Below are 20,106 nucleotides of genomic sequence, written 5' to 3' on the forward strand. Positions count from 1 at the left end.
CGGGCGTGGGCCCGGCCGCGGACCGGTTAGCTGAACGAGTCGCCGCAGGCGCAGGAGCCGGTGGCGTTCGGGTTGTCGATCGTGAAGCCCTGCTTCTCGATGGTGTCGACGAAGTCGATCGAGGCGCCGCCCAGGTACGGGGCGCTCATCCGGTCGGTGACGACCTTGACGCCGCCGAAGTCCTTGACCACGTCGCCGTCGAGCGAGCGCTCGTCGAAGAAGAGCTGGTAGCGCAGTCCCGAGCAGCCACCGGGCTGGACGGCGACGCGCAGAGCGAGGTCCTCACGGCCCTCCTGCTCCAGCAGGGTCTTCACCTTGATGGCGGCAGCGTCGGACAGGAGGATGCCGTCCGTCGTGGTGGTCTCGTCCTGAACCGTCATGTGCTTCTCTCCCGGGTTGTACGGACTGCTGGCTACCGACTGCTAACCGGCAACCGCGCGGATTCATTCCGTGCGTGTCGAGGTCCGCTACGACTTATTCCCCTCCATGCTCGCACACCGCGGCGGCGGCGAGGGAGGGCGCGGGGAGCGGTGAGAGCGAATGCGTCACATTGACGAAACCGGCATCGTCAATCTGACACGAACGGGCTATCATAGATAACGTCAAGTAGACGAAAAGGTCTGCGCTGCAAAGAAAGGGCTACGGGCCCGTGACCACGACGCAACCGCTGGACGTACAGCCCACGCCTCTCGCACTCCTCCTGCTCGGCCGGGAGTCCGACCCCCGCAGCGAGCGCGGAGTCGAGTGCCCCGGGGACCTGCCCGCACCGTCCGACCCGGACCTGGTGGAGCGCGCCCGCGCCGCCAAGGCCCGCCTCGGCGACAAGGTCTTCATCCTCGGCCACCACTACCAGCGCGACGAGGTGATCGAGTTCGCGGACGTCACCGGCGACTCCTTCAAGCTCGCGCGGGACGCCGCCGCCAGGCCGGAGGCCGAGTACATCGTCTTCTGCGGTGTGCACTTCATGGCCGAGTCGGCCGACATCCTCACCTCGGAGCGGCAGCAGGTCATCCTGCCCGACCTCGCCGCGGGCTGCTCGATGGCCGACATGGCCAGCGCCGAGCAGGTCGCGGAGTGCTGGGACGTGCTCGCCGAGGCGGGCGTCGCCGACGTCACCGTGCCGGTGTCGTACATGAACTCCTCCGCCGACATCAAGTCCTTCACCGGCCGCCACGGCGGCACCATCTGCACCTCGTCCAACGCCCGGCGCGCGCTGGAGTGGGCCTTCTCGCGGGGCGAGAAGGTGCTCTTCCTCCCCGACCAGCACCTCGGCCGCAACACCGCCGTACGCGACATGGGCTTCTCGCTGGACGACTGCGCCGTCTACAACCCGCACAAGCCGAACGGCGGTCTGACCGTCGAGCAGCTCCGCGCGGCCAAGATGATCCTGTGGCGCGGCCACTGCTCGGTGCACGGCCGCTTCTCGCTGGAGTCGGTCGAGGACGTCCGCGCCCGGATACCCGGCGTCAACGTCCTGGTGCACCCCGAGTGCAAGCACGAGGTGGTCGCGGCGGCGGACTACGTCGGCTCGACCGAGCACATCATCACGATGCTGGACGAGGCCCCCGCCGGTTCCGCGTGGGCGCTGGGCACCGAGCTGAACCTGGTGCGCAGGCTCGCCAACTCCCACCCCGACAAGCAGATCGTCTTCCTCGACAAGACCGTCTGCTTCTGCTCGACGATGAACCGGATCGACCTGCCGCACCTGGTGTGGACGCTGGAGTCGCTGGCCGACGGCAAGCTCGTCAACCGCATCCAGGTCGACGCGGAGACCGAGCACTTCGCGAAGCTGGCACTGGAGCAGATGCTGGCCCTGCCGTAACGCGCGGCGCGATGATGGACGCGTGATCCTTCGACCGGTACGTGACGACGAGGAGGACGCCGAAGTCGTGCGGGTGATCTCGTCCGCCGCCTTCGGCGCCTCGCACGTGCTGAAGGGCGAGGCGCCGCAAGGGCCGTTACCGGCCGCGGAGATCGCCAGACAGCACAGCACCACCCGGCACCTGGCGCGCAGCGACCCCGGCGGCTGCTGGCTGATCGAGGACGGGACGGCGGGCCCGGTCGGGGTCGCGCTGTCCACCCGGCGTGAGGGCACCTGGGGCCTGTCTCTGCTGGCCGTGGTGCCCGGCGCGCAGGGCAAGGGCGTCGGAAAGGCGCTGCTCGCGCGGGCGTTGGTGCACGGCAGGGCGTGCCTGCGCGGCATCATCTGCGGCTCGCGGCACCCGGTGGCGGCCCGTACGTACCGCAGGGCGGGCTTCACGCTGCACCCCGCGATGCGGCTCACGGGCCCGGTGGACGCGGCCGGTCTCAAGCCGCCGGACGGCGCGGTGCACGAGGGCACCGCCCGCCACCGCGACCTGCTGGACTCCCTCGACCGCAGGACCCGGGGCGGCGCGCACGGCGCCGACCACGAGGAACTGCTGCGCCACCACCGGCTGTTCGTGGTCGACGACCTCGCGGGCAGCGGCTACTGCTACCTGCGCGGCGGCAGCGTCGAGCTGATCGCCGCCACCTCGCGGCGTCTCGCCTCCCGCCTCCTGACCGCCGCGCTGCTGAGCGTCCCCGAGGGCGAGACCGCCCGCGTCGACCGGCTGACCGCCGAGCAGGACTGGGCCCTGGACGTCGGGATCGCCGCCGGCCTGGAGATCGCCAACGCCGGATTCGTCTGCCTGCGCGGCATGCGCCCGCCGATGCCGTACATCCCCTCGGAGACCTTCCTCTGAGGAGTCTGACGAGGCGGCTCCGCTGCGGGCGGGCGGTGGCGGGGCGGGCGATGGGCCCGGCCGGGGGGCGCGGTCAGCGGGGGTGGGGGCGGACCAGGCCCGACTCGTAGGCGGCGACGACCAGTTGGGCGCGGTCGCGGGCGGCGAGCTTGGCCATGGTGTGGTTGATGTGGGTCTTGACGGTGAGCGGGCTGACGCCGAGGCGCGCCGCGATGGCCGCGTTGGACAGCCCGCCCGCCACCTCGATCAGCACCTCCCGCTCCCGGACGGTCAGCGCGTCGAGACCGGCGACCGTACGGACCCCGGCGTCGATCTGCTGCGACACGAAACGGGCGATCAGGCTCTTGGTCGCGGACGGCGACAGCAGCGCGTCGCCCGCCGCCACCGTCCTGATGCCGCCGAGCAGTTCCTCGGGCTCCGCGCCCTTGCCGAGGAAGCCCGCGGCCCCCGCGAGGATCGCCTGCACCACGTACTCGTCGGCCTCGAAGGTGGTCAGCACCAGCACCGCGACCCCGGTCAGCTCCGGGTCGGCGGTGATCTCGCGGGTGGCGGCGAGGCCGTCGGTACGGGGCATCCGGATGTCCATCAGCACCACGTCGGGGCTTGCGGTCCTGGCCAGTTCGACCGCCTCCGCGCCGTCGGTGGCCTCCCCGACCACCTCCATGTCGGGCTCGGACTCCACCAGGACGCGCAGCGCGCCGCGCAGCAGGGCCTGGTCGTCGGCGAGGACGACGCGCAGCGGTCCCCGCGCGCGCTCGTCGGCGAGGCGGCCGGTGCCGATCATCCGGCGCTCCCCTGGGCGCGCGGCGGGACGGCCGGGGCGGCGGCCGGGTGCGGGGGCGTGGAGAGCGGGAGCCGGACCCAGACGCGGAAGCCGCCGCCGGGGCGGGCGCCGGTGCGGCACATGCCGCCGAGCGCGCTGGCCCGTTCGTGCATGCCGAGCAGGCCGTGGCCGCCGGGGGCGCCGTCGCGCGGATCGGCGGGACACGGCGGGCCGCCGTCCCCCGTACCGCCCGCGCCGCCCGTACTGCCCGTGCCGCCTGCACCGCTGCCGCGCCGGGGCCCCGGCAGCGCGCCGGACGGCAGCAGCGCGGCGGCCTCGCCGGGCGCGCCGTCGTCGTCCACCACGACTTCGAGTACGCCCGGCTCACGGCGGATGCGGACGACGGCGCCCGCGCCGGGGCCCGCGTGCTTCTGCACGTTCGTGAGGGACTCCTGGATCACGCGGTACGCGGTGAGGTCGACGCTGGCGGGCAGCGGCGGCACGGCCGGGTCGTCCGCCGCGCCCCCGCCCCGCTCCCCCGGCCCGGCACGCGCGTCCTCGCGCACCTCGTGGCCGTCGACCGCGCATTCGACGGTGACGCGCAGCCCGGCGCGCAGGAAGCCGTCGAGGAGCTGATCGAGGACGGCGAGGCCCGGCGCCGGTTCCATCGGCGCCTCGGGCTCTCCCGACTGGCGCAACAGGCCGACGGTGGCGCGCAGTTCGTGCAGGGCGGACCGGCTCGCCTCGCGGACGTGCGCGAGGGCCTGCTTGGCCTGGTCGGGCCTGCTGTCCATGACGTGCGCGGCGACCCCGGCCTGCACATTGACCAGGGCGATGTGGTGGGCGACCACGTCGTGCAGCTCGCGGGCGATCCGCATCCGTTCCTCCGCCACCCGCCGCCTGGCCTCCTCCTCGCGGCTGCGTTCCGCGCGCAGCGCCCGTTCCTCGACGGCGGCGACGTACGCGCGGCGGCTGCGGGCCGCGTCACCGGCCGCCGCGGCCATGCCCGTCCAGGCGAAGACCCCGAAATTGGACTGCCCGTACCAGGGCCCCGGACCGCAGGACATGGCCAGCGCGGTCAGTCCGACGCTGACCAGCAGGCCGGTCACCCAGGTGGTGTGCCGGTCGGTGCGGGCGGCGACGGTGCACAGGGCGAGGGCCACCGCGAAGATCACCGGGATCCGGCCGTCCACCGGGCGCAGCGCGATGAAGACCGCGGAGAGCACACAGGTGAAGACCAGCACCGCCCACGGGACGCGGCGGCGCAGGACGAGCGACCCGCAGGCCAGCGCCGCGAGCGCGGTGTCGACCAGGCCGAGCCGGTACGTCTGGATTCCGGCCACCGTGCCGGCCAGGATCACCGCGAAGACGAGGGCGGCGAGACCCGCGTCAGCCGTCCCCTGATGCGCCCGCAGCCAACGGCTGGGGCCCACGAGAGGATTCCTCGGCGGAAGCGGATACTGCACGGTAGGCAACGGTACGGGAAGCCCGGCGCGCCCCGTACCCGCCCGGTGCCCCGCCCTCAGCCCGGGATCAGTCCGTCGTCGTTGAGCAGTTCACGGACCTCTTCGAGGCTCGCGTCCGGCGACGGCAGGATCAGTGTCGACGGCTCCAGCGAGTCGTCGGGCACCGGCTCCCCGAAGCGGCGGACCGCGTCGAGCAGCGCGCCCAGCGTGCGCCGGAAGCCCTCCTCGTCCCCGTTCCTGACCTCGGCGAGCAGCTCGTCGTCCAGCTTGTTCAGCTCGCCGAGATGGCTCTCGTCGAGCCCGACCTGGCCCTCCCCCATGATCCGTACGATCATGACGGCCTCCTCCGTAACCCTGCTGACGTGCCGCCCGGCGGCCGAGCCTGCCTGTCCTGCGTACCCCTGCGGCGCGCGTCCTGTCCACGTCCACCGCAGTCCACATCCACCGCTGGTCACGACCTACCGCCGGTCATGACCTCCTGCCGGTGAGACCTACTGCTTGTCGAACCGCGGGGTGTCCTGCGGCTCGGGTTTGGCGGCCTGACCGCCCTGCCCGCCCTCGATCGCCTGCGGCGCGCTGCCGCCGGCCAGCTCGGCCTTCATCCGCTGGAGCTCCAGCTCGACGTCGCTGCCGCCGGAGAGACGGTCGAGCTCGGACTGGATGTCGTCCTTGGCCAGACCGCTCGGGTCGTCGAGCGCGCCCGAGGCCAGCAGCTCGTCGAGAGCGCCCGCGCGGGCCCTGAGCTGCTCGGTCTTGTCCTCGGCACGCTGGATCGCCATGCCGACGTCGCCCATCTCCTCGGAGATGCCGGAGAAGGCCTCGCCGATCTGGGTCTGCGCCTGGGCCGCGGTGTACGTGGCCTTGATGGTCTCCTTCTTCGTGCGGAAGGCGTCCACCTTGGCCTGGAGCCGCTGGGAGGCGAGCGTGAGCTTCTCCTCCTCGCCCTGGAGCGTGGTGTGCTGCGTCTCCAGGTCGGCGACCTGCTGCTGGAGGGCGGCCCGGCGCGACAGCGCCTCGCGGGCCAGGTCCTCACGGCCCAGCGCCAGCGCCTTGCGCCCCTGGTCCTCGTAGGTCGACGACTTCTTCTGCAACTCCGTGAGCTGCAATTCGAGCCGCTTACGGGAGGTGGCGACGTCCGCCACGCCCCGCCGTACCTTCTGCAGCAGTTCGAGCTGCTTCTGGTACGAGTAGTCGAGCGTCTCGCGCGGGTCCTCGGCCCTGTCCAGGGCCTTGTTGGCCTTCGCGCGGAAAATCAGTCCCATCCGCTTCATGACACCGCTCATGGGCCTCGCGCGCCCCCTTCTCCGGCAACTGCTCCAGCATGCCTCAGCACCTCTACAGACCCCAGCCTACGGGCCCTGGTTCCATTACCGCACTGTTCGGGTGCGGATGCGGTCATCCGTAGGGACGATCACGGTTCGGTGACCTCAGGCCCAAGGAGTAGGTGAGGGGCTGGGGCCGGGCCCGGGAACCACGTAACCTGGAGGTGTGTTCCGACGTCGTTCCGAAGATGAGCAGGTCTCGACCACCGCGGTGATCGAGGACCAGGTACGTGACCCGCAGGCTCCCAAGGGTCGCCCCACTCCGAAGCGCAGTGAGGCCCAGAGCCAGCGCCGCAAGGCCGTCACCGCGCCGACCGACCGCAAGGCGGCCACGCGGCAGGCCCGCGACGCCCGCCGCACCGAGATGGCCAAGCAGCGCCAGGCGCTGGCCGGTGGCGACGAGCGGTATCTGCCGGTCAGGGACAAGGGGCCGGTGCGCAAGTTCACCCGCGACTACGTCGACTCGCGGTTCCGGGTGGCCGAGTTCTTCCTGCCGGTCGCGGTCCTGATCCTCGTGATGAGCATCATCGGCTCCCTCCAGAGCCTGTCGCTGCTGCTGTGGCTGGTCGTGATTGTGGCGATCGTGGTCGACTCGTTCGTCACCGCGTTCCGGCTGCGCCAGCAGTTGCGCAAGCGGCTCCCCGACAAGAGCCACAAGGGCGCCGTCGCCTACGGGCTGATGCGCACCCTCCAGATGCGCCGTCTGCGGCTGCCCAAGCCGCAGGTGCAGCGCGGCGACCAGCTCTGAACGGCGGCGGATCCTGAACGACGCGAGGGCGGCCGACGCCGCCGGTTTCGGTGCGCCCGCTCCGGGCGGGGACGACCCGTCCGCCGGGTCCTTCGGCGCGGTGACGCCGTACGGGTCGGCGTATCCGGCCGGCGCGTACGGCTTCGGGACTCCGGCCGCCGGTGTGCCCGTCCCGCCCCCGGCTCCCGCCGCGGAGCCGCCCGGCGCGGGCGGCTTCTCCGGCGGCGCGGGCAACTGGCTGGCCGGGCTCGACGGCCTGCGCAACACCGTCAGGCAGGAGTTGGTCTCGCGCCAGCTCGACGAGCGCCTCACCGCGCACTTCCCGCCCAGCGGCGGCGCCCACGCCCGGCACCAGCGGTCGCTGCGCGTGCTGGACATCGGCCCCGGCCAGGGCACCCAGGCGCTGCGGCTGGCCCGCGCGGGCCACATCGTGACGGGTCTGGAGTCCGACCCGGCGATGCTCACCGCCCTGCGGGCCGCGGTCGCCGCCGAGCCGCAGGACGTACGCGACCGGATGGCGCTGCTGCGCGGCGACGGCCGCCAGACCGGCCGCCACTTCGGGCCCGCCTGCTTCGACGTCGTGCTCTGCCACGGCGTGCTCATGTACGTGCCCGACCCCGAGCCGCTGCTCGCCGCGCTCGCCAGGGTGCTGGCCCCCGGCGGCCTGCTCTCGCTGCTCGTGCGGAACGGCGACGCGCTGGCCATGCGGCCGGGGCTGCTCGGCGACTGGTCGGGCGCCCTGGGCGCGGTCGGCGCCACCGGCTACACCAACCGGCTCGGCCTGACCACCCGCGCCGACCGGCGCGAACGCCTCACGGCGACGCTCGCCGGGATCGGTGTGCCCCTCCAGGAGTGGTACGGGGTGCGGGTCTTCACCGACACCGCGCCGGACGGCGCGCGCCCTCCGCAGGACCCGCACGAGCTGGCCCAGCTGCTCGACGCGGAGGAGGCCGCCGGGCGGACCGATCCGTACCGCGCGGTGGCCGCGCTGCTGCACCTGTGCGGCGTGCGCTGCTGACCGCGCCTGCGTGAAGGTGTCCGTACGGAGGTCCGCGTTATGGCCGCGTGGAGGCCCGAGTGAGGTCCCGCGGGGAGGCCCGGGCGGAGGACGGTGTCCCGGCGGGGGCGAGACCCGTTTGGCCGTGCGGGCTGGGTCAGGGGCAGCCGCAAACGCGACAATTCAGGCATGAGTGGATCGCGTACCCCTTGGCACCGCACCCGGTTCCTGCTGCCCGGCGCCGCCGCCGTCTGCGCGACGGCGATGTTGGCCTCCGGTTGCAGCTCCGACTCCGGCTCGGCGGCGAGGTCGGCCCCCGCCACGGTGGCGCCCGCGGCTGACACGTCCTCGTCGGGGAGCAACGACCTCCAGACCTCGTACGAGAACACCGTGAAGAACGTGCTGCCGTCGGTCGTGCAGATCACGACGAACTCCGACCTCGGCTCCGGGGTCGTGTACGACGACAAGGGCGACATCGTCACGAACGCCCATGTGGTCGGCACCGCGAAGAGCTTCCAGGTCAATCTGGCCACCGGCGGCAAGGCGCTGGCCGCGACCCTGGTGGCGACCTACCCGGCCGAGGACCTGGCCGTGATCAGGCTGTCGTCGCCGCCGAGCGGTCTGCACCCGGCGAGCTTCGCGGACTCCTCGAAGGTGGCGGTCGGCCAGATCGTGCTGGCGATGGGCAATCCGCTGGGGCTGTCGAGCAGCGTCACCGAGGGCATCGTGTCGGCGACCGGCCGCACCGTCAGCGAGGGCGCCACGGGCGGCGGGACCGGCGCGACCATCCCCGACATGGTGCAGACCTCGGCGTCGATCAATCCGGGCAACAGCGGCGGCGCGCTGGTGAACCTCGCCAACCAGGTCATCGGCATCCCGACGCTGGCCGCGACCGACCCGCAGCTCGGCAGCGGCTCGGCGCCCGGCATCGGCTTCGCGATCCCGTCCTCGACGGTCACCCGGATCGCCGGCCAGATCATCAAGGACGGCAAGGTCGTGGACTCCGGCCGGGCGGCGCTCGGCATCACCGTGCGCGGCGTCGTGGACAACGGGCTCCAGCCCGCGGGCGCCGCGATCGTCTCGGTGACCAAAGGGGGCGCCGCCGAGAAGGCCGGGCTCACAACGGGCGACGTGATCACCAAACTGGGCTCGACGCCGATCACCACGGCGCAGACGCTGACCGAGGCGCTGGCCTCGTACAAGCCGGGCGACAAGGTGCGGGTCGGCTACGAGCAGGACGGGGCGGCGAAGACCGTGGAGGTCACGCTGGGCTCGCTGTGAGCGCGGTACGGCATGACGACGGCGGTGCCGCACCCCGTGCGCGGGTGCGGCACCGCCGTCGTTCCGGACAGGCCCCGAGGTCAGTCCTCGTCGCCGTGCAGGCTCATCGGGCCGTAGATCTTGGTGTCGCCGTCGAAGAGGTGGACCTGGTCGGTGCCGCCTTCCAGCAGTTCCTTCCAGACCTCGCCCACCCAGGACTCCGCGTCGCCCTGTGTGGTGAACTCCTCGGGCTGCACCGCGGGCTGCACCTCGGTGCCGTCGGCCTTCTCGAACCGCCACGTCCACGCCATGTGTGTCTCTCCTCGGTCCCGTCGGTCCACCGTGCCGCCCGCACTCCCGTTCCCGCCGCCGCGAGCTGCGGGGATCACCGGGCGCGTGCCGCCTGCACCGCAGCGTATCGGGAGTCCTCGCCGTATCGGGAGTCTCCGCATGGCGGACCCCGCGCGCCCGGCGCGGCAGGACGCGAGACGATCGTCCCGTGGAACTGACTCTGCTCGGCACCGGCGGCCCCGAGGGGCTGCCGCTGCCCGACTGCCCCTGCGCGGCGTGCGCGCTCGCCGTCGGCGCGGGCGCGCGCGGCGCGACCGCCGTTCTGGTGGACGGTGTGGTGCTGCTCGACCTGACGCCCGGGGTGGCGCTGGCCGCGGCGCGGGCCGGGCACACGCTCGGCGGGCTGCGCCTGGTGCTGCTCTCGCACCCGCACGACGGCCCGGCCGTGGAGATCCCGCCGGGGCTGCCCGCCCCGACCCGCGTCCCCGACGGGCAGCGGCTCGCGCTGATCACCGGGCACCATGTGCAGGCCGTCGCCATGGACGCGCCCGGCACCGGGTACGCCGTCGAGTCCCCCGACGGGCTGCGCGTGCTCTACCTCCCGCCGGGCGGCGCGCCCGCCGGGACGCCGGACGGGCAGGTGCCGTACGACCTCGTCCTGCTCGACGCCGTCGGACGGCCGGACGCCCTCGCCCGGCTGCGCGCCGCGGGCGCCGTCGGGCCGACCACCGACGTGGTCGCCGTCCACCTCGACCACGGGGCGCCGCCGCGGCCGGAGCTGGGCCGACGGCTGGCGGCCCTCGGGGCCCGCGCGGTCCCCGACGGTACGACGCTGACCGTCGGGGACTACCAGGAGGTGCCGGACATCCCGCGCCGGACCCTCGTGCTGGGCGGGGCCCGCTCGGGCAAGTCCGCCGAGGCCGAGCGGCGGCTGGCCGGTTTCCCCGGGGTCCTCTACGTCGCCACCGGGGGGTCTCGCGACGGCGACGACGAGTGGGCCCGCCGGGTGGCCGCCCACCGCGAGCGCCGGCCCGCCTCGTGGCGCACCGAGGAGACCTGCGACCTCGTCCCCCTGCTGACCGCCCCCGGCCCGCCCCTGCTCATCGACTGCCTCGGCCTCTGGCTCACGTCCGTCCTCGACAAGGCCGACGCCTGGGCGCCGGGGGCTTCCCTCGACGAGGTACGCGGCCGTACCGCCGAGCTCGTCGCCGCCTTTCGCCGCACCCCGCGCACCGTCGTCGCCGTCTCCAACGAAGTCGGCTCCGGCGTCGTCCCCTCCCACCCCTCCGGCCGCCTCTTCCGCGACGAGCTCGGCCGTCTCAACGCCGCCGTCGCCGCCGAATCCGAATCCGTCCTCCTCCTCGTATCCGGCCTCCCCCTCCCCCTCCGCTGACCCCTTCGCCCGGACGGCGAACCGACCTTCTAGCGGCGCGGGGAACGCTCCCGCACGACACCACCCGCCCCGGCGGGGCAATGCGGCCGTCCCCGGACCACCCGCCGATGGTGAGTCGCCCGCGCAGTTCCCCGCGCCCCCCACGGGGCGAGGCGTCTCTTGTCCGGGCGCCAGCCACGTGTCTTTAGGGGCGCAGGGAACTGCGCCACCAGCCACCACGCTCCCGCACGACACCACCCGCCCCGGCGGGGCAGATCGGTCGTCCCCGGACCACCCGCCGATGGGGGCCGGCCGCGCAGTTCCCCGCGCCCCTGACGGGGCGCACCGTCTTTCGTCCGGGCGCCAGCCACGTGTCTTTAGGGGCGCGGGGAACTGCGCCACCAGCCACCACGCTCCCGCACGTCACCACCGGCCCCGGCGGGGCAGTTCGGATGTATCCCGACCACCGGGCCGGTGGGGGCCGGCCGCGCAGTTCCCCGCGCCCCTGACGGGGCGGGCCGTCTTTCGCGCGGACGGCGAACCGACCTTCTAGCGGCGCGGGGAACGCTCCCGCACGTCACCGCCCGCCCCGGCGGGGCAGATCGGATGTATCCCGACCACCGGGCCTGCGGGGGCGGGGCCTCGGGGAGGTTGGGGGTGGCGGGTGAACCCGTGAGGCCACGCCGGCGAGGCGACCGGTAGGGTTCCACGGGTGAGCGGCATCGACTTGGACGACTTCGGCTCCCTCGTGGAGCGGCCCGACGCTGGGGTTCGACGCGACTCGCAGGAGCGCTGGCAGAAGCTGGTGCGTCCGGCGGGAGGGCTGGGGAAACCGGCCGAGCTGGCGGACTGGCTGGCGGCGGTGCGCGGCGAGGTGCCGACCGGGCCGATCGCGGCGCCGCGTGCGCTGATCTTCGCGGCCGACCACGGCGTGGCCTCGCTGGAGGTGTCGGCGCGGAAGGCCGGTACGGCCACCGAGTTGGTGAAGGCGGTGCTGGACGGCACCGCACCGGCCAGCGTGCTGGCGCGCCAGTACGGCGCGCACGTCGACGTCATCGACATGGCGCTGGACTGCGACCCGTCCGAGCTGCCGGACTACGTGACGGCGCACCGCGTGCGCCGCGGCTCCGGCCGGATCGACATCGAGGACGCGCTGACGCGGGAAGAGGCCGAGCAGGCGTTCCGGGTCGGCATGACCGTCGCGGACGAGCAGGCGGACTCCGGCACGGACCTCGTACTCCTCGGCGACCTGAGCGTCGGCGGCACGACGCCCGCCGCCGTACTGATCGCGGCGCTGTGCGGCACGGACGCCTCCGTCGTCACCGGCCGCGGCTCCGGCATCGACGACCTCGCGTGGATGCGCAAGTGCGCCGCGATCCGTGACGCGCTGCGCCGGGCCCGCCCGGTCCTCGGCGACCAGCTCGCGCTGCTGGCCGCGGTCGGCGGCGCCGACTTCGCCGCGATGACCGGCTTCCTGCTCCAGGCGGCGGTCCGCAAGCTCCCGGTGGTCCTCGACGGAGTCGTCAGCGCCGCGTGCGCGCTGGTCGCCCAGCGGATCGCCTTCCGGGCGCCGGACTGGTGGCTGGCGGGTCACGCCAGCGGCGAGCCGGGCCAGGCGAAGGCGCTGGACCGGATCTCCCTCGAACCGCTGCTCGACCAGGGCGTGCACCTCGGCGGCGCGGCCGGCTCCCTGCTGGCCCTCCCCCTCCTCCAGGCCGCGGCGGCGCTGTCGGCCGAACTCCCGTACCCGGCGGAGAAGCCGGACCCGGAGCCGGAGAAGGACGCCGAGGACACCGAGGACACCGAAGACGCCGAGGAAGCCAAGGAAGCCAAGGACCCCGAAGAGGCAGAACCGCAGGCAAAGGCCGAGACGGAGCCGGCGCCGCAGCCGGAAGCCGACCCCGCCTCGTAACCGAAAAGCCCCTCGGCGGAACCGTCCCCGCCGAGGTGCGAGCGGCCCGGCGCGACCCCAAATCGGGCATTACGTCATAAAATCCCCTCCTATGGGAACGGGCAGCACCACCAGCACACAGCCGCGCCCTCACGCGTGTCCGGGACGCGCGGCCACCTTCGCCGTCCGCTACCTGCGCACCGTCGCGTGCGTGAATCTCCTCGGCGCCGTCTGGGTCTCCTTCGGCCAGGACATCCGCCGCCACAACGTCGAGGACTACTTCACCCCGTACCTGCTGAGCGCGGGCTTCACCTCCGGCGCCTTCGCCCTCTTCCTGGCCGTCACCATGCGCCGCCGCAAGCGCGCCGCGTGGATCCTCAACCTCGTGCTGTGCGGGCTGTTCCTGGCCGCGCTGTCGGTCAGCATGGTGTGGCCCGACATCCACCGGCACGCGCAGAACTGGATCTCGCTGGCGCTCACCGCCGCCTTCCTGGCGGCGCTGCTCGTCGGCCGCGGCGAGTTCCGGGCGAAGGGCGACCCCGCCAACCCGCGGGACGCGGCCCTGGTGGCCGCCGCCGGTCTGCCGCTGGCCGCACTGCTCGGCACCGCGCTGGTCACGGTCACCAACGACGACCAGGGCGCGGGCTTCGGCGACTGCCTCGGCTACGCGGTCCTGCGGCTGGTGTCCCTGGTGCCGGACGACAGCGGCTCGCTGACCATCTCCACGCCCGGCTGGGTGGACGTCGTCATCAACGCCATGAGCGCCCTGCTCTTCCTGCTCGTGCTCTTCGTCGCCTTCCGCTCGCCGCGCGGCCGGGCGCTGCTGTGCCCGGCGGACGAGGAGCGGCTGCGCGGCCTGCTCGACCGGCACGGCGACCGCGACTCGCTCGGCTACTTCGCGCTGCGCCGCGACAAGAGCGTCATCTGGTCGCCCAGCGGCAAGTCGGCCATCGCCTACCGGGTGGTGGGCGGTGTGTCGCTCGCGTCCGGCGACCCGATCGGCGACCCCGAGGCGTGGCCCGGCGCCATCGAGGCGTGGCTGGCGGAGGCGGCGGGGCACGCGTGGGTGCCCGCCGTGATGGGCGCGAGCGAGGAGGCCGGTACGGTCTACGCCCGGCACGGCCTGGACGCGCTGGAGCTGGGCGACGAAGCCATCGTGGACACCGCCGAGTTCACCCTTGAGGGCCGCGCGATGCGGACGGTCCGGCAGGCGTACAACCGGGTCGCGCGCTCCGGCTGCACCGTACGCATCCGCAGGCACGCCGACATCCCGGCCGCGGAGATGGCGGCGCTGCTGGAGCGGGCCGACCGGTGGCGGGACGGCGGCACCGAGCGCGGCTTCTCGATGGCGCTGGGGCGGCTGGGCGACGCGGGCGACGGGCAGTGCGTGATGGTCGAGTGCCACGACGGCGACGGCGTGCCCAGGGCGCTGCTGAGCCTGGTGCCGTGGGGTCCGCGCGGGCTGTCGCTTGACCTGATGCGGCGTGACCGGGGCGCGGACAACGGGCTGATCGAGTACACGGTGATCGAACTCGTCCAGCGGGCGGACGAGGTCGGCGTCGAGCAGATCTCGCTGAACTTCGCGATGTTCCGGTCGGTCTTCGAGCGCGGCTCACGGCTCGGCGCGGGGCCCGTCCTGCGGGTGTGGCGATCGCTGCTGACGTTCTTCTCGCGCTGGTGGCAGATCGAGTCGTTGTACCGGGCGAACGCCAAATTCCGCCCGATCTGGGAGCCCCGCTATCTGCTCTTCGGCAAGTCCAGCGAACTGCCCCGGATCGGTATCGCGGGCGCCCGCGCCGAGGGTTTCCTCGAAGCGCCCAGAATGCCGTCGCCGCTGCGCCGCAGAGAACGGTTCACCGCCAAGTGAGGGGCCCCGCGCGGGCCGCCGGGGGGCCCGGCCCCGCGGAGGCGCGGTGAGCGCGTCCGACAAGGTGCGGCAGTTCGCGCGCGCCGAGTGGGGGCAGATGGCGTACGACGTACGCGACCGGCTCTGGGCGCGCGGGCTGCGGGCGATTCCGCTGACGCTGTGGTCCTGCGTGGGCATCCTCTGCCTCCAGCTCGTCCAGCACGCGCAGGGGCCGAGCGACTGGGTGGACCGGCTCGGCGGCATCTACTGCACCCTGCCGTGGTGGAAGGCGCTGCTGCGCACGCCCCTGTCGCTGTTCATCCCCGATCCGACGCTGCCGATCTGGGGACTTGTCATCCAGGTCGTGGTGGTCTTCGGGATCGCCGAGACGACGCTGGGCGCGCGCCGGACGCTGGCCATCGCGCTGTACACGACGCTGGCCGGCACGACCTTCGCCCGCTACTCGTACTGGGTCGGCCCCGACGGCTTCCTCGGGCTGCCCGTCGTCGAACTCATCGGCCGCGACACCGGGCCCTCCGCCGCGGTCGTCGCGCTCGGGGTGTACGTCGCCTGCCGGTACCACGCCTGGTGGACGGCGGCGGCCGTGGCCATGTCCATGGTCATCGAGGTGCTCGCCCTCGCCAATCTCGCCGGTTACGAGCACCTGACCGCGATCATCGCCGTCCTGCTGCTCTTCGCCGTCGAGACCTGGTGGGCGCGGCGGCGGCGCCGTACCGATTCCTCCGGGGACGGCCCCTCGGGGGACGGCGGCGACGACCACGCCGACCTGGTGCGCTGAGCCCGCGGCCACGCTGACCTGGCGCGATAGCCTCACGCGGTGACCGAACCCGAACCCGAACCCGAGCCCGTGTCCGGGCCCTTGCCCGAGCCTTTGCCCGAGCCCGAGCCCCTGCCCGAGCCCGGCGGCAGGGCGACCGCCGGCGACGCCCTGCGCTTCGCCTTCGGCACGCTCAGCGTGCTGCCGGTGACGGTGACGCGCTGGGACCGGGCGGCGGCACGCGGCGGGATGCTGGCCGCGCCGCTGGTCGGCGCCGTCGTCGGTCTCGGCGCCGCGCTCGGCGGCGGCGTCCTGACCGCACTCGGCGCGAGCCCGCTGCTCGCCGCCGTCGGGGCGGTCGCCGTGCCCGCCGTCGCCACTCGCGGCCTGCACCTGGACGGGCTCGCCGACACCGCCGACGGTCTCGGCAGCGGGCTGCCCGCCGAGGGGGCGCTGCGCGTCATGAAGCAGTCCGACATCGGGCCCTTCGGCGTCCTCACCCTCGTACTCGTCCTGCTCGCCCAGACCGCCGCCCTCGCCTCCTGCTACGCGCACGGCTGGCGTTACGGCTGCACCGCCGCCGTGCTGTCCGCCGTCCTCGGCCGCGCCGCCATGACGCTCGCCTGCCGTACGGGTGTACGCGCCGCCCGGCCCGGCGGCCTCGGCGCCGCCGTCGCCTCCGCCGTGTCCCTGCGGGGGGCCTGGTCGGCCGGCGTCCTCTGCTGCGCCCTCGCCTGCGCCGCCGGCCTCCCCTTCGGCGGCCTCACCCCCCTCCGCGCCGGCCTCTCCGCCGCCCTCGCCCTCCTCTGCGCCGAACTCCTCCTCCGCCACGCCGTCCGCCGCCTCGGCGGCACCACCGGCGACGTTTTCGGCGCCCTCTGCGAAACCGCCACCACCACCTCCCTCCTCCTCCTAGCCCTCCGCTGACCCCCTCCGGGCCGTGCGGTGACCCGCGACAGCGTTCCCCGCGCCCCTGACCCAGGACGTGCCCCGAAGGGGCGCGAGGAACTGCGCGAGCAACCCCCCACCGGCCGGTGACCCGGCGACAACCGAACTGCCCCGCCAGGGCGGGTGGCGACCTGCGGGAGCATCGTGGCTGGTGGCGCAGTTCCCCGCGCCCCTGAAAAGACCGGCTCACCGCCCGGACAAAAGACAGTGCGCCCCGTCAGGGGCGCGGGGAACTGCGCGATCAGCCCCCACCGGCGGGTGATCCGGGGACAACCGAACTGCCCCCCCCGGGGCGGGTCATGACCTGCCGAAGCGTCGTGGGTGAGCGCGCGCACGCGGCGGCAGGTGGGGGGCGGGGAGGAGTGGCGGGAGAGGGGTGGGTGGGGGAGCGCGCCGCAGGCGTAGGGTCGGGGATTGGGCAACGGGCGCGTGCCGCCCCGCTGATGTGGCGGAATACGATGCCCGGGGCCGGGCCGGGCCAACCAACCGGCCGCAGCACAGGACCTCGACCGAATAGGACCCCCTCCACCGTGACTGCTCTGACACTCAGTACCTCCTCCGCCGCAGCGTTGCGTGCGGACGCCGTCGTCGTGGGCGTGACCAAAGGGGCCAAGGGCCCCAAGGTCGCACCGGGGGCGGAGGCGGTGGACAAGGCGTTCGACGGAAAGCTGGCCGCCGTACTGGAGACGCTGGGCGCCTCGGGTGCGGACGGCGAGGTGACCAAGCTCCCGGCACCCGCGGGCCTGAAGTCCGCGGTGGTGGTCGCGGTCGGCCTCGGCGACACCCCCGAGGACGGCACCGGCTTCGACGCCGAGGCGCTGCGCAGGGCCGCGGGCGTCGCCGCCCGCGCGCTCGGCGGCGCGAAGAAGGCGGCGTTCGCGCTGCCCGCCGCCGACCCGGCGGACCTGGAAGCGGTCGCCACCGGCGCGCTGCTGGGCGCGTACGCGTTCACCACGTACCAGGCCGAGAACGGCAAGGGCACGCTCGGCGAGGTCGCCGTGACCGGTGCCAAGCCGCGCGACAAGGCGCACAAGGCCGCGGCGGCCCGCGCCGTCGCGGTGGGCGCCGAGGTGAACCGGGCGCGCGACCTGATCAACACCCCGCCCAACGACCTGAACCCGAAGGCGTTCGCCGCCGCCGTACAGGCGGCGGGCAAGGAGCACGGCCTCAAGGTCGAGGTGCTGGACGAGAAGGCGCTGGCCAAGGGCGGCTACGGCGGCATCCTCGGCGTCGGCCAGGGCTCGGCGACGCCGCCGCGGCTGGTCCGGGTGGCGTACACCCACGCCAAGGCGACCCGTACCCTCGCCTTCGTCGGCAAGGGCATCACGTACGACTCGGGCGGCATCTCGCTGAAGCCGCCGGGGCACAACGAGACGATGAAGTGCGACATGAGCGGCGCCGCCGCGGTGTTCGCCGCGGTCGTGGCGACCGCGAAGCTCGGCCTCGAGGTCAATGTGACCGGCTGGCTCGCGCTGGCCGAGAACATGCCGGGCGGCGGCGCCACGCGCCCCGGCGACGTGCTGAAGATGTACAGCGGCACGACGGTGGAGGTGCTGAACACCGACGCCGAGGGCCGTCTGGTGCTGGCCGACGCGCTGGCCCGCGCCTCCGAGGAGGCCCCGGACGCGATCGTCGACGTGGCGACGCTGACCGGCGCGATGGTGCTGGCGCTGGGCGAGGGCCGGTTCGGCATCATGTCGAACGACGACGGCTTCCGTACCCGGATCCACACCGCGGCGCTGGCCGCGGGCGAGGACTCCTGGCCGATGCCGCTCCCCAAGGAGCTGCGCAAGACCTTCGACTCCCCCACCGCCGACATCGCCAACATGGGTGTGCGGCCGGGCGGCGGCCTGATCGCGGGGCTGTTCCTGAAGGAGTTCGTCGGCGAGGGCATCACCTGGGCCCACCTCGACATCGCGGGCCCCGCCTTCCACGAGGGCGCGCCCTTCGGCTACACCCCCAAGGGCGGCACCGGCACCGCGGTCCGCACCCTGCTCAGCCTGGCCCACCAGGCCGCGGACGGCGATCTCCTCTGACCGCCGCGCCGCACCCTGCTCCGAACAGGTGAGATAGGTCACTTACGGCCCCGGACGGCGCGTCCGGGGCCGTATTCGACGGGTCTCACCCCACAGGCCGATGACCCGTCCGCCGCGAACAAGTGCGAAGATGTGGTTCGGCACGACAGGGCCCCCTTTTAGACAAAGCGGCCGAACCAAAGCCGCCGCCCGGTCATGGTGGACCGGCTCCGGCGAACCCATGCATGGAGGACGTGACGTGGCGAACGACGCCAGCACTGTTTTCGACCTAGTGATCCTCGGCGGCGGCAGTGGCGGCTACGCAGCCGCGCTGCGTGCCGCGCAACTGGGACTGGACGTCGCCCTGATCGAGAAGAACAAGCTCGGGGGCACCTGTCTGCACAACGGCTGCATTCCCACCAAGGCGCTGCTGCACGCCGGTGAGATCGCGGACCAGGCTCGCGAGAGCGAGCAGTTCGGCGTGAAGGCCACCTTCGAGGGCATCGACATCGCGGCCGTCCACAAGTACAAGGACGACGTGATCGCGGGCCTGTACAAGGGCCTCCAGGGCCTGGTGGCCTCGCGCAAGGTGACGTACATCGAGGGCGAGGGGAAGCTGTCCTCCCCCACCTCGGTGGATGTGAACGGCCAGCGGATCCAGGGCCGGCACGTCCTGCTCGCGACCGGTTCCGTACCGAAGTCGCTGCCGGGCCTGACCATCGACGGCGACCGGATCATCTCCTCCGACCACGCGCTGGTCCTGGACCGGGTGCCGCAGTCGGCGATCATCCTGGGCGGCGGCGTGATCGGCGTCGAGTTCGCCTCGGCGTGGAAGTCCTTCGGCACCGACGTGACCATCGTCGAGGGTCTGCCGCACCTGGTGCCGGTCGAGGAGGAGAACAGCTCCAAGCTGCTGGAGCGCGCCTTCCGCAAGCGCGGCATCAAGTTCAACCTGGGCACCTTCTTCCAGAGCGCTGAGTACACCGACAGCGGTGTGAAGGTCACCCTGGCGGACGGCAAGACCTTCGAGGCCGAGGTGCTGCTGGTCGCCATCGGCCGCGGCCCGGTCTCGCAGGGCCTGGGGTACGAGGAGCAGGGCGTCGCGATGGACCGCGGCTATGTCCTGGTCGACGAGTACATGCGCACCAACGTGCCGACGATCTCGGCCGTCGGCGACCTGGTCCCGACGCTCCAGCTCGCGCACGTCGGCTTCGCCGAGGGCATCCTCGTGGCGGAGCGGCTGGCCGGCCTCAAGACCGTGCCGATCGACTACGACGGTGTCCCGCGCGTCACGTACTGCCACCCGGAGGTCGCCTCCGTCGGTATCACCGAGGCGAAGGCCAAGGAGCTGTACGGCGCGGACAAGGTCGTCACGCTGAAGTACAACCTGGCGGGCAACGGCAAGAGCAAGATCCTCAAGACGTCCGGCGAGGTCAAGCTCGTCCAGGTGCGCGACGGCGCCGTCGTCGGCGTCCACATGGTCGGTGACCGGATGGGTGAGCAGGTGGGCGAGGCCCAGCTCATCTACAACTGGGAGGCGCTGCCCGCCGAGGTCGCGCAGCTCATCCACGCGCACCCGACCCAGAGCGAGGCGCTCGGCGAGGCCCACCTGGCCCTCGCGGGCAAGCCGCTGCACTCGCACGACTGACCCTCCTCCACGCCACCCCATCCGCACAGATCGTTAGG

The 20,106-nt window shown here is 73.3% G+C and carries 18 protein-coding genes; 12 read left to right on the top strand and 6 right to left on the bottom strand.

Features of this window, described 5'->3' with window-relative positions:
* Positions 1-26: 26 nt before the first annotated feature.
* Positions 27-380 (bottom strand): iron-sulfur cluster assembly accessory protein, encoded by a 354-nt coding sequence (locus tag ACIO6U_RS01575; protein ID WP_188281477.1) that lies wholly within the window; start codon positions 378-380, stop codon positions 27-29.
* Between the two features lie 269 nt (positions 381-649).
* On the opposite strand from ACIO6U_RS01575, the gene nadA reads away from it, so the two are divergent.
* Together nadA and ACIO6U_RS01585 are read left to right on the top strand one after the other, a co-directional pair.
* Complete coding sequence (nadA, locus tag ACIO6U_RS01580) at positions 650-1,822, top strand: quinolinate synthase NadA (protein WP_401714774.1); 1,173 nt, start codon at positions 650-652, stop codon at positions 1,820-1,822.
* A gap of 22 nt (positions 1,823-1,844) precedes the next feature.
* Positions 1,845-2,723 (top strand): GNAT family N-acetyltransferase, encoded by an 879-nt coding sequence (locus ACIO6U_RS01585; RefSeq protein WP_355334294.1) that lies wholly within the window; start codon positions 1,845-1,847, stop codon positions 2,721-2,723.
* A 73-nt stretch (positions 2,724-2,796) separates the two neighbouring features.
* Here ACIO6U_RS01585 and ACIO6U_RS01590 read toward each other — a convergent pair whose 3' ends face one another.
* The 4 genes from ACIO6U_RS01590 to ACIO6U_RS01605 form a co-directional block, all read right to left on the bottom strand.
* Positions 2,797-3,507, bottom strand: a complete 711-nt coding sequence (locus ACIO6U_RS01590; RefSeq protein ID WP_391124074.1) for a response regulator — start codon at positions 3,505-3,507, stop codon at positions 2,797-2,799.
* Entirely contained in the window at positions 3,504-4,919 is a 1,416-nt protein-coding gene (locus tag ACIO6U_RS01595) for a sensor histidine kinase (protein WP_401714777.1), read from the bottom strand. The genes ACIO6U_RS01590 and ACIO6U_RS01595 overlap by 4 nt, the downstream gene beginning before the upstream one ends.
* Positions 4,920-5,008: 89 nt before the next feature.
* Positions 5,009-5,287: a hypothetical protein gene (locus ACIO6U_RS01600; RefSeq protein WP_188282672.1), complete on the bottom strand. Its 279-nt coding sequence runs from the start codon at positions 5,285-5,287 to the stop codon at positions 5,009-5,011.
* A gap of 156 nt (positions 5,288-5,443) precedes the next feature.
* Complete coding sequence (locus ACIO6U_RS01605) at positions 5,444-6,235, bottom strand: PspA/IM30 family protein (RefSeq protein WP_355334301.1); 792 nt, start codon at positions 6,233-6,235, stop codon at positions 5,444-5,446.
* 205 nt (positions 6,236-6,440) lie between these two features.
* Between ACIO6U_RS01605 and ACIO6U_RS01610 the strand changes: the two genes are divergently transcribed.
* From ACIO6U_RS01610 to ACIO6U_RS01620, 3 genes are all read left to right on the top strand, one after another.
* The gene (locus ACIO6U_RS01610) at positions 6,441-7,022 is read left to right on the top strand and encodes a DUF3043 domain-containing protein (RefSeq protein ID WP_355334304.1); all 582 of its coding nucleotides are present in this window, start codon (positions 6,441-6,443) and stop codon (positions 7,020-7,022) included.
* Between the two features lie 238 nt (positions 7,023-7,260).
* Positions 7,261-8,040, top strand: a complete 780-nt coding sequence (locus ACIO6U_RS01615) for a methyltransferase domain-containing protein (protein WP_391044264.1) — start codon at positions 7,261-7,263, stop codon at positions 8,038-8,040.
* A 168-nt stretch (positions 8,041-8,208) separates the two neighbouring features.
* On the top strand, positions 8,209-9,300 hold the full coding sequence (locus tag ACIO6U_RS01620; RefSeq protein ID WP_391159826.1) for a trypsin-like peptidase domain-containing protein: 1,092 nt from the start codon (positions 8,209-8,211) through the stop codon (positions 9,298-9,300).
* A gap of 80 nt (positions 9,301-9,380) precedes the next feature.
* Here the strand turns inward: ACIO6U_RS01620 and ACIO6U_RS01625 are convergent, their stop codons facing one another.
* Entirely contained in the window at positions 9,381-9,590 is a 210-nt protein-coding gene (locus ACIO6U_RS01625; RefSeq protein ID WP_355334309.1) for a hypothetical protein, read from the bottom strand.
* Between the two features lie 188 nt (positions 9,591-9,778).
* Between ACIO6U_RS01625 and ACIO6U_RS01630 the strand changes: the two genes are divergently transcribed.
* The 7 genes from ACIO6U_RS01630 to lpdA all read left to right on the top strand — a co-directional run bounded on the left by ACIO6U_RS01630 (position 9,779) and on the right by lpdA (position 20,068).
* The gene (locus tag ACIO6U_RS01630) at positions 9,779-10,963 is read left to right on the top strand and encodes a bifunctional adenosylcobinamide kinase/adenosylcobinamide-phosphate guanylyltransferase (protein ID WP_391159828.1); all 1,185 of its coding nucleotides are present in this window, start codon (positions 9,779-9,781) and stop codon (positions 10,961-10,963) included.
* A gap of 691 nt (positions 10,964-11,654) precedes the next feature.
* Positions 11,655-12,854, top strand: coding sequence for a nicotinate-nucleotide--dimethylbenzimidazole phosphoribosyltransferase (cobT, locus tag ACIO6U_RS01635; protein ID WP_401714781.1), 1,200 nt, complete (start codon positions 11,655-11,657; stop codon positions 12,852-12,854).
* 91 nt (positions 12,855-12,945) lie between these two features.
* On the top strand, positions 12,946-14,700 hold the full coding sequence (locus ACIO6U_RS01640) for a phosphatidylglycerol lysyltransferase domain-containing protein (protein ID WP_401714783.1): 1,755 nt from the start codon (positions 12,946-12,948) through the stop codon (positions 14,698-14,700).
* A 46-nt stretch (positions 14,701-14,746) separates the two neighbouring features.
* Positions 14,747-15,478, top strand: coding sequence for a hypothetical protein (locus ACIO6U_RS01645; protein WP_401714785.1), 732 nt, complete (start codon positions 14,747-14,749; stop codon positions 15,476-15,478).
* Positions 15,479-15,571: 93 nt separating this feature from the next.
* The gene (locus ACIO6U_RS01650; RefSeq protein ID WP_401715810.1) at positions 15,572-16,384 is read left to right on the top strand and encodes an adenosylcobinamide-GDP ribazoletransferase; all 813 of its coding nucleotides are present in this window, start codon (positions 15,572-15,574) and stop codon (positions 16,382-16,384) included.
* Positions 16,385-16,935: 551 nt separating this feature from the next.
* On the top strand, positions 16,936-18,441 hold the full coding sequence (locus ACIO6U_RS01655; RefSeq protein ID WP_355334322.1) for a leucyl aminopeptidase: 1,506 nt from the start codon (positions 16,936-16,938) through the stop codon (positions 18,439-18,441).
* A 238-nt stretch (positions 18,442-18,679) separates the two neighbouring features.
* Positions 18,680-20,068, top strand: a complete 1,389-nt coding sequence (gene lpdA, locus ACIO6U_RS01660; RefSeq protein ID WP_355334324.1) for a dihydrolipoyl dehydrogenase — start codon at positions 18,680-18,682, stop codon at positions 20,066-20,068.
* The last annotated feature ends 38 nt before the right edge of the window (positions 20,069-20,106 follow it).

Source organism: Streptomyces sp. NPDC087422 (assembly GCF_044744145.1).
GTDB lineage: Bacteria > Actinomycetota > Actinomycetes > Streptomycetales > Streptomycetaceae > Actinacidiphila.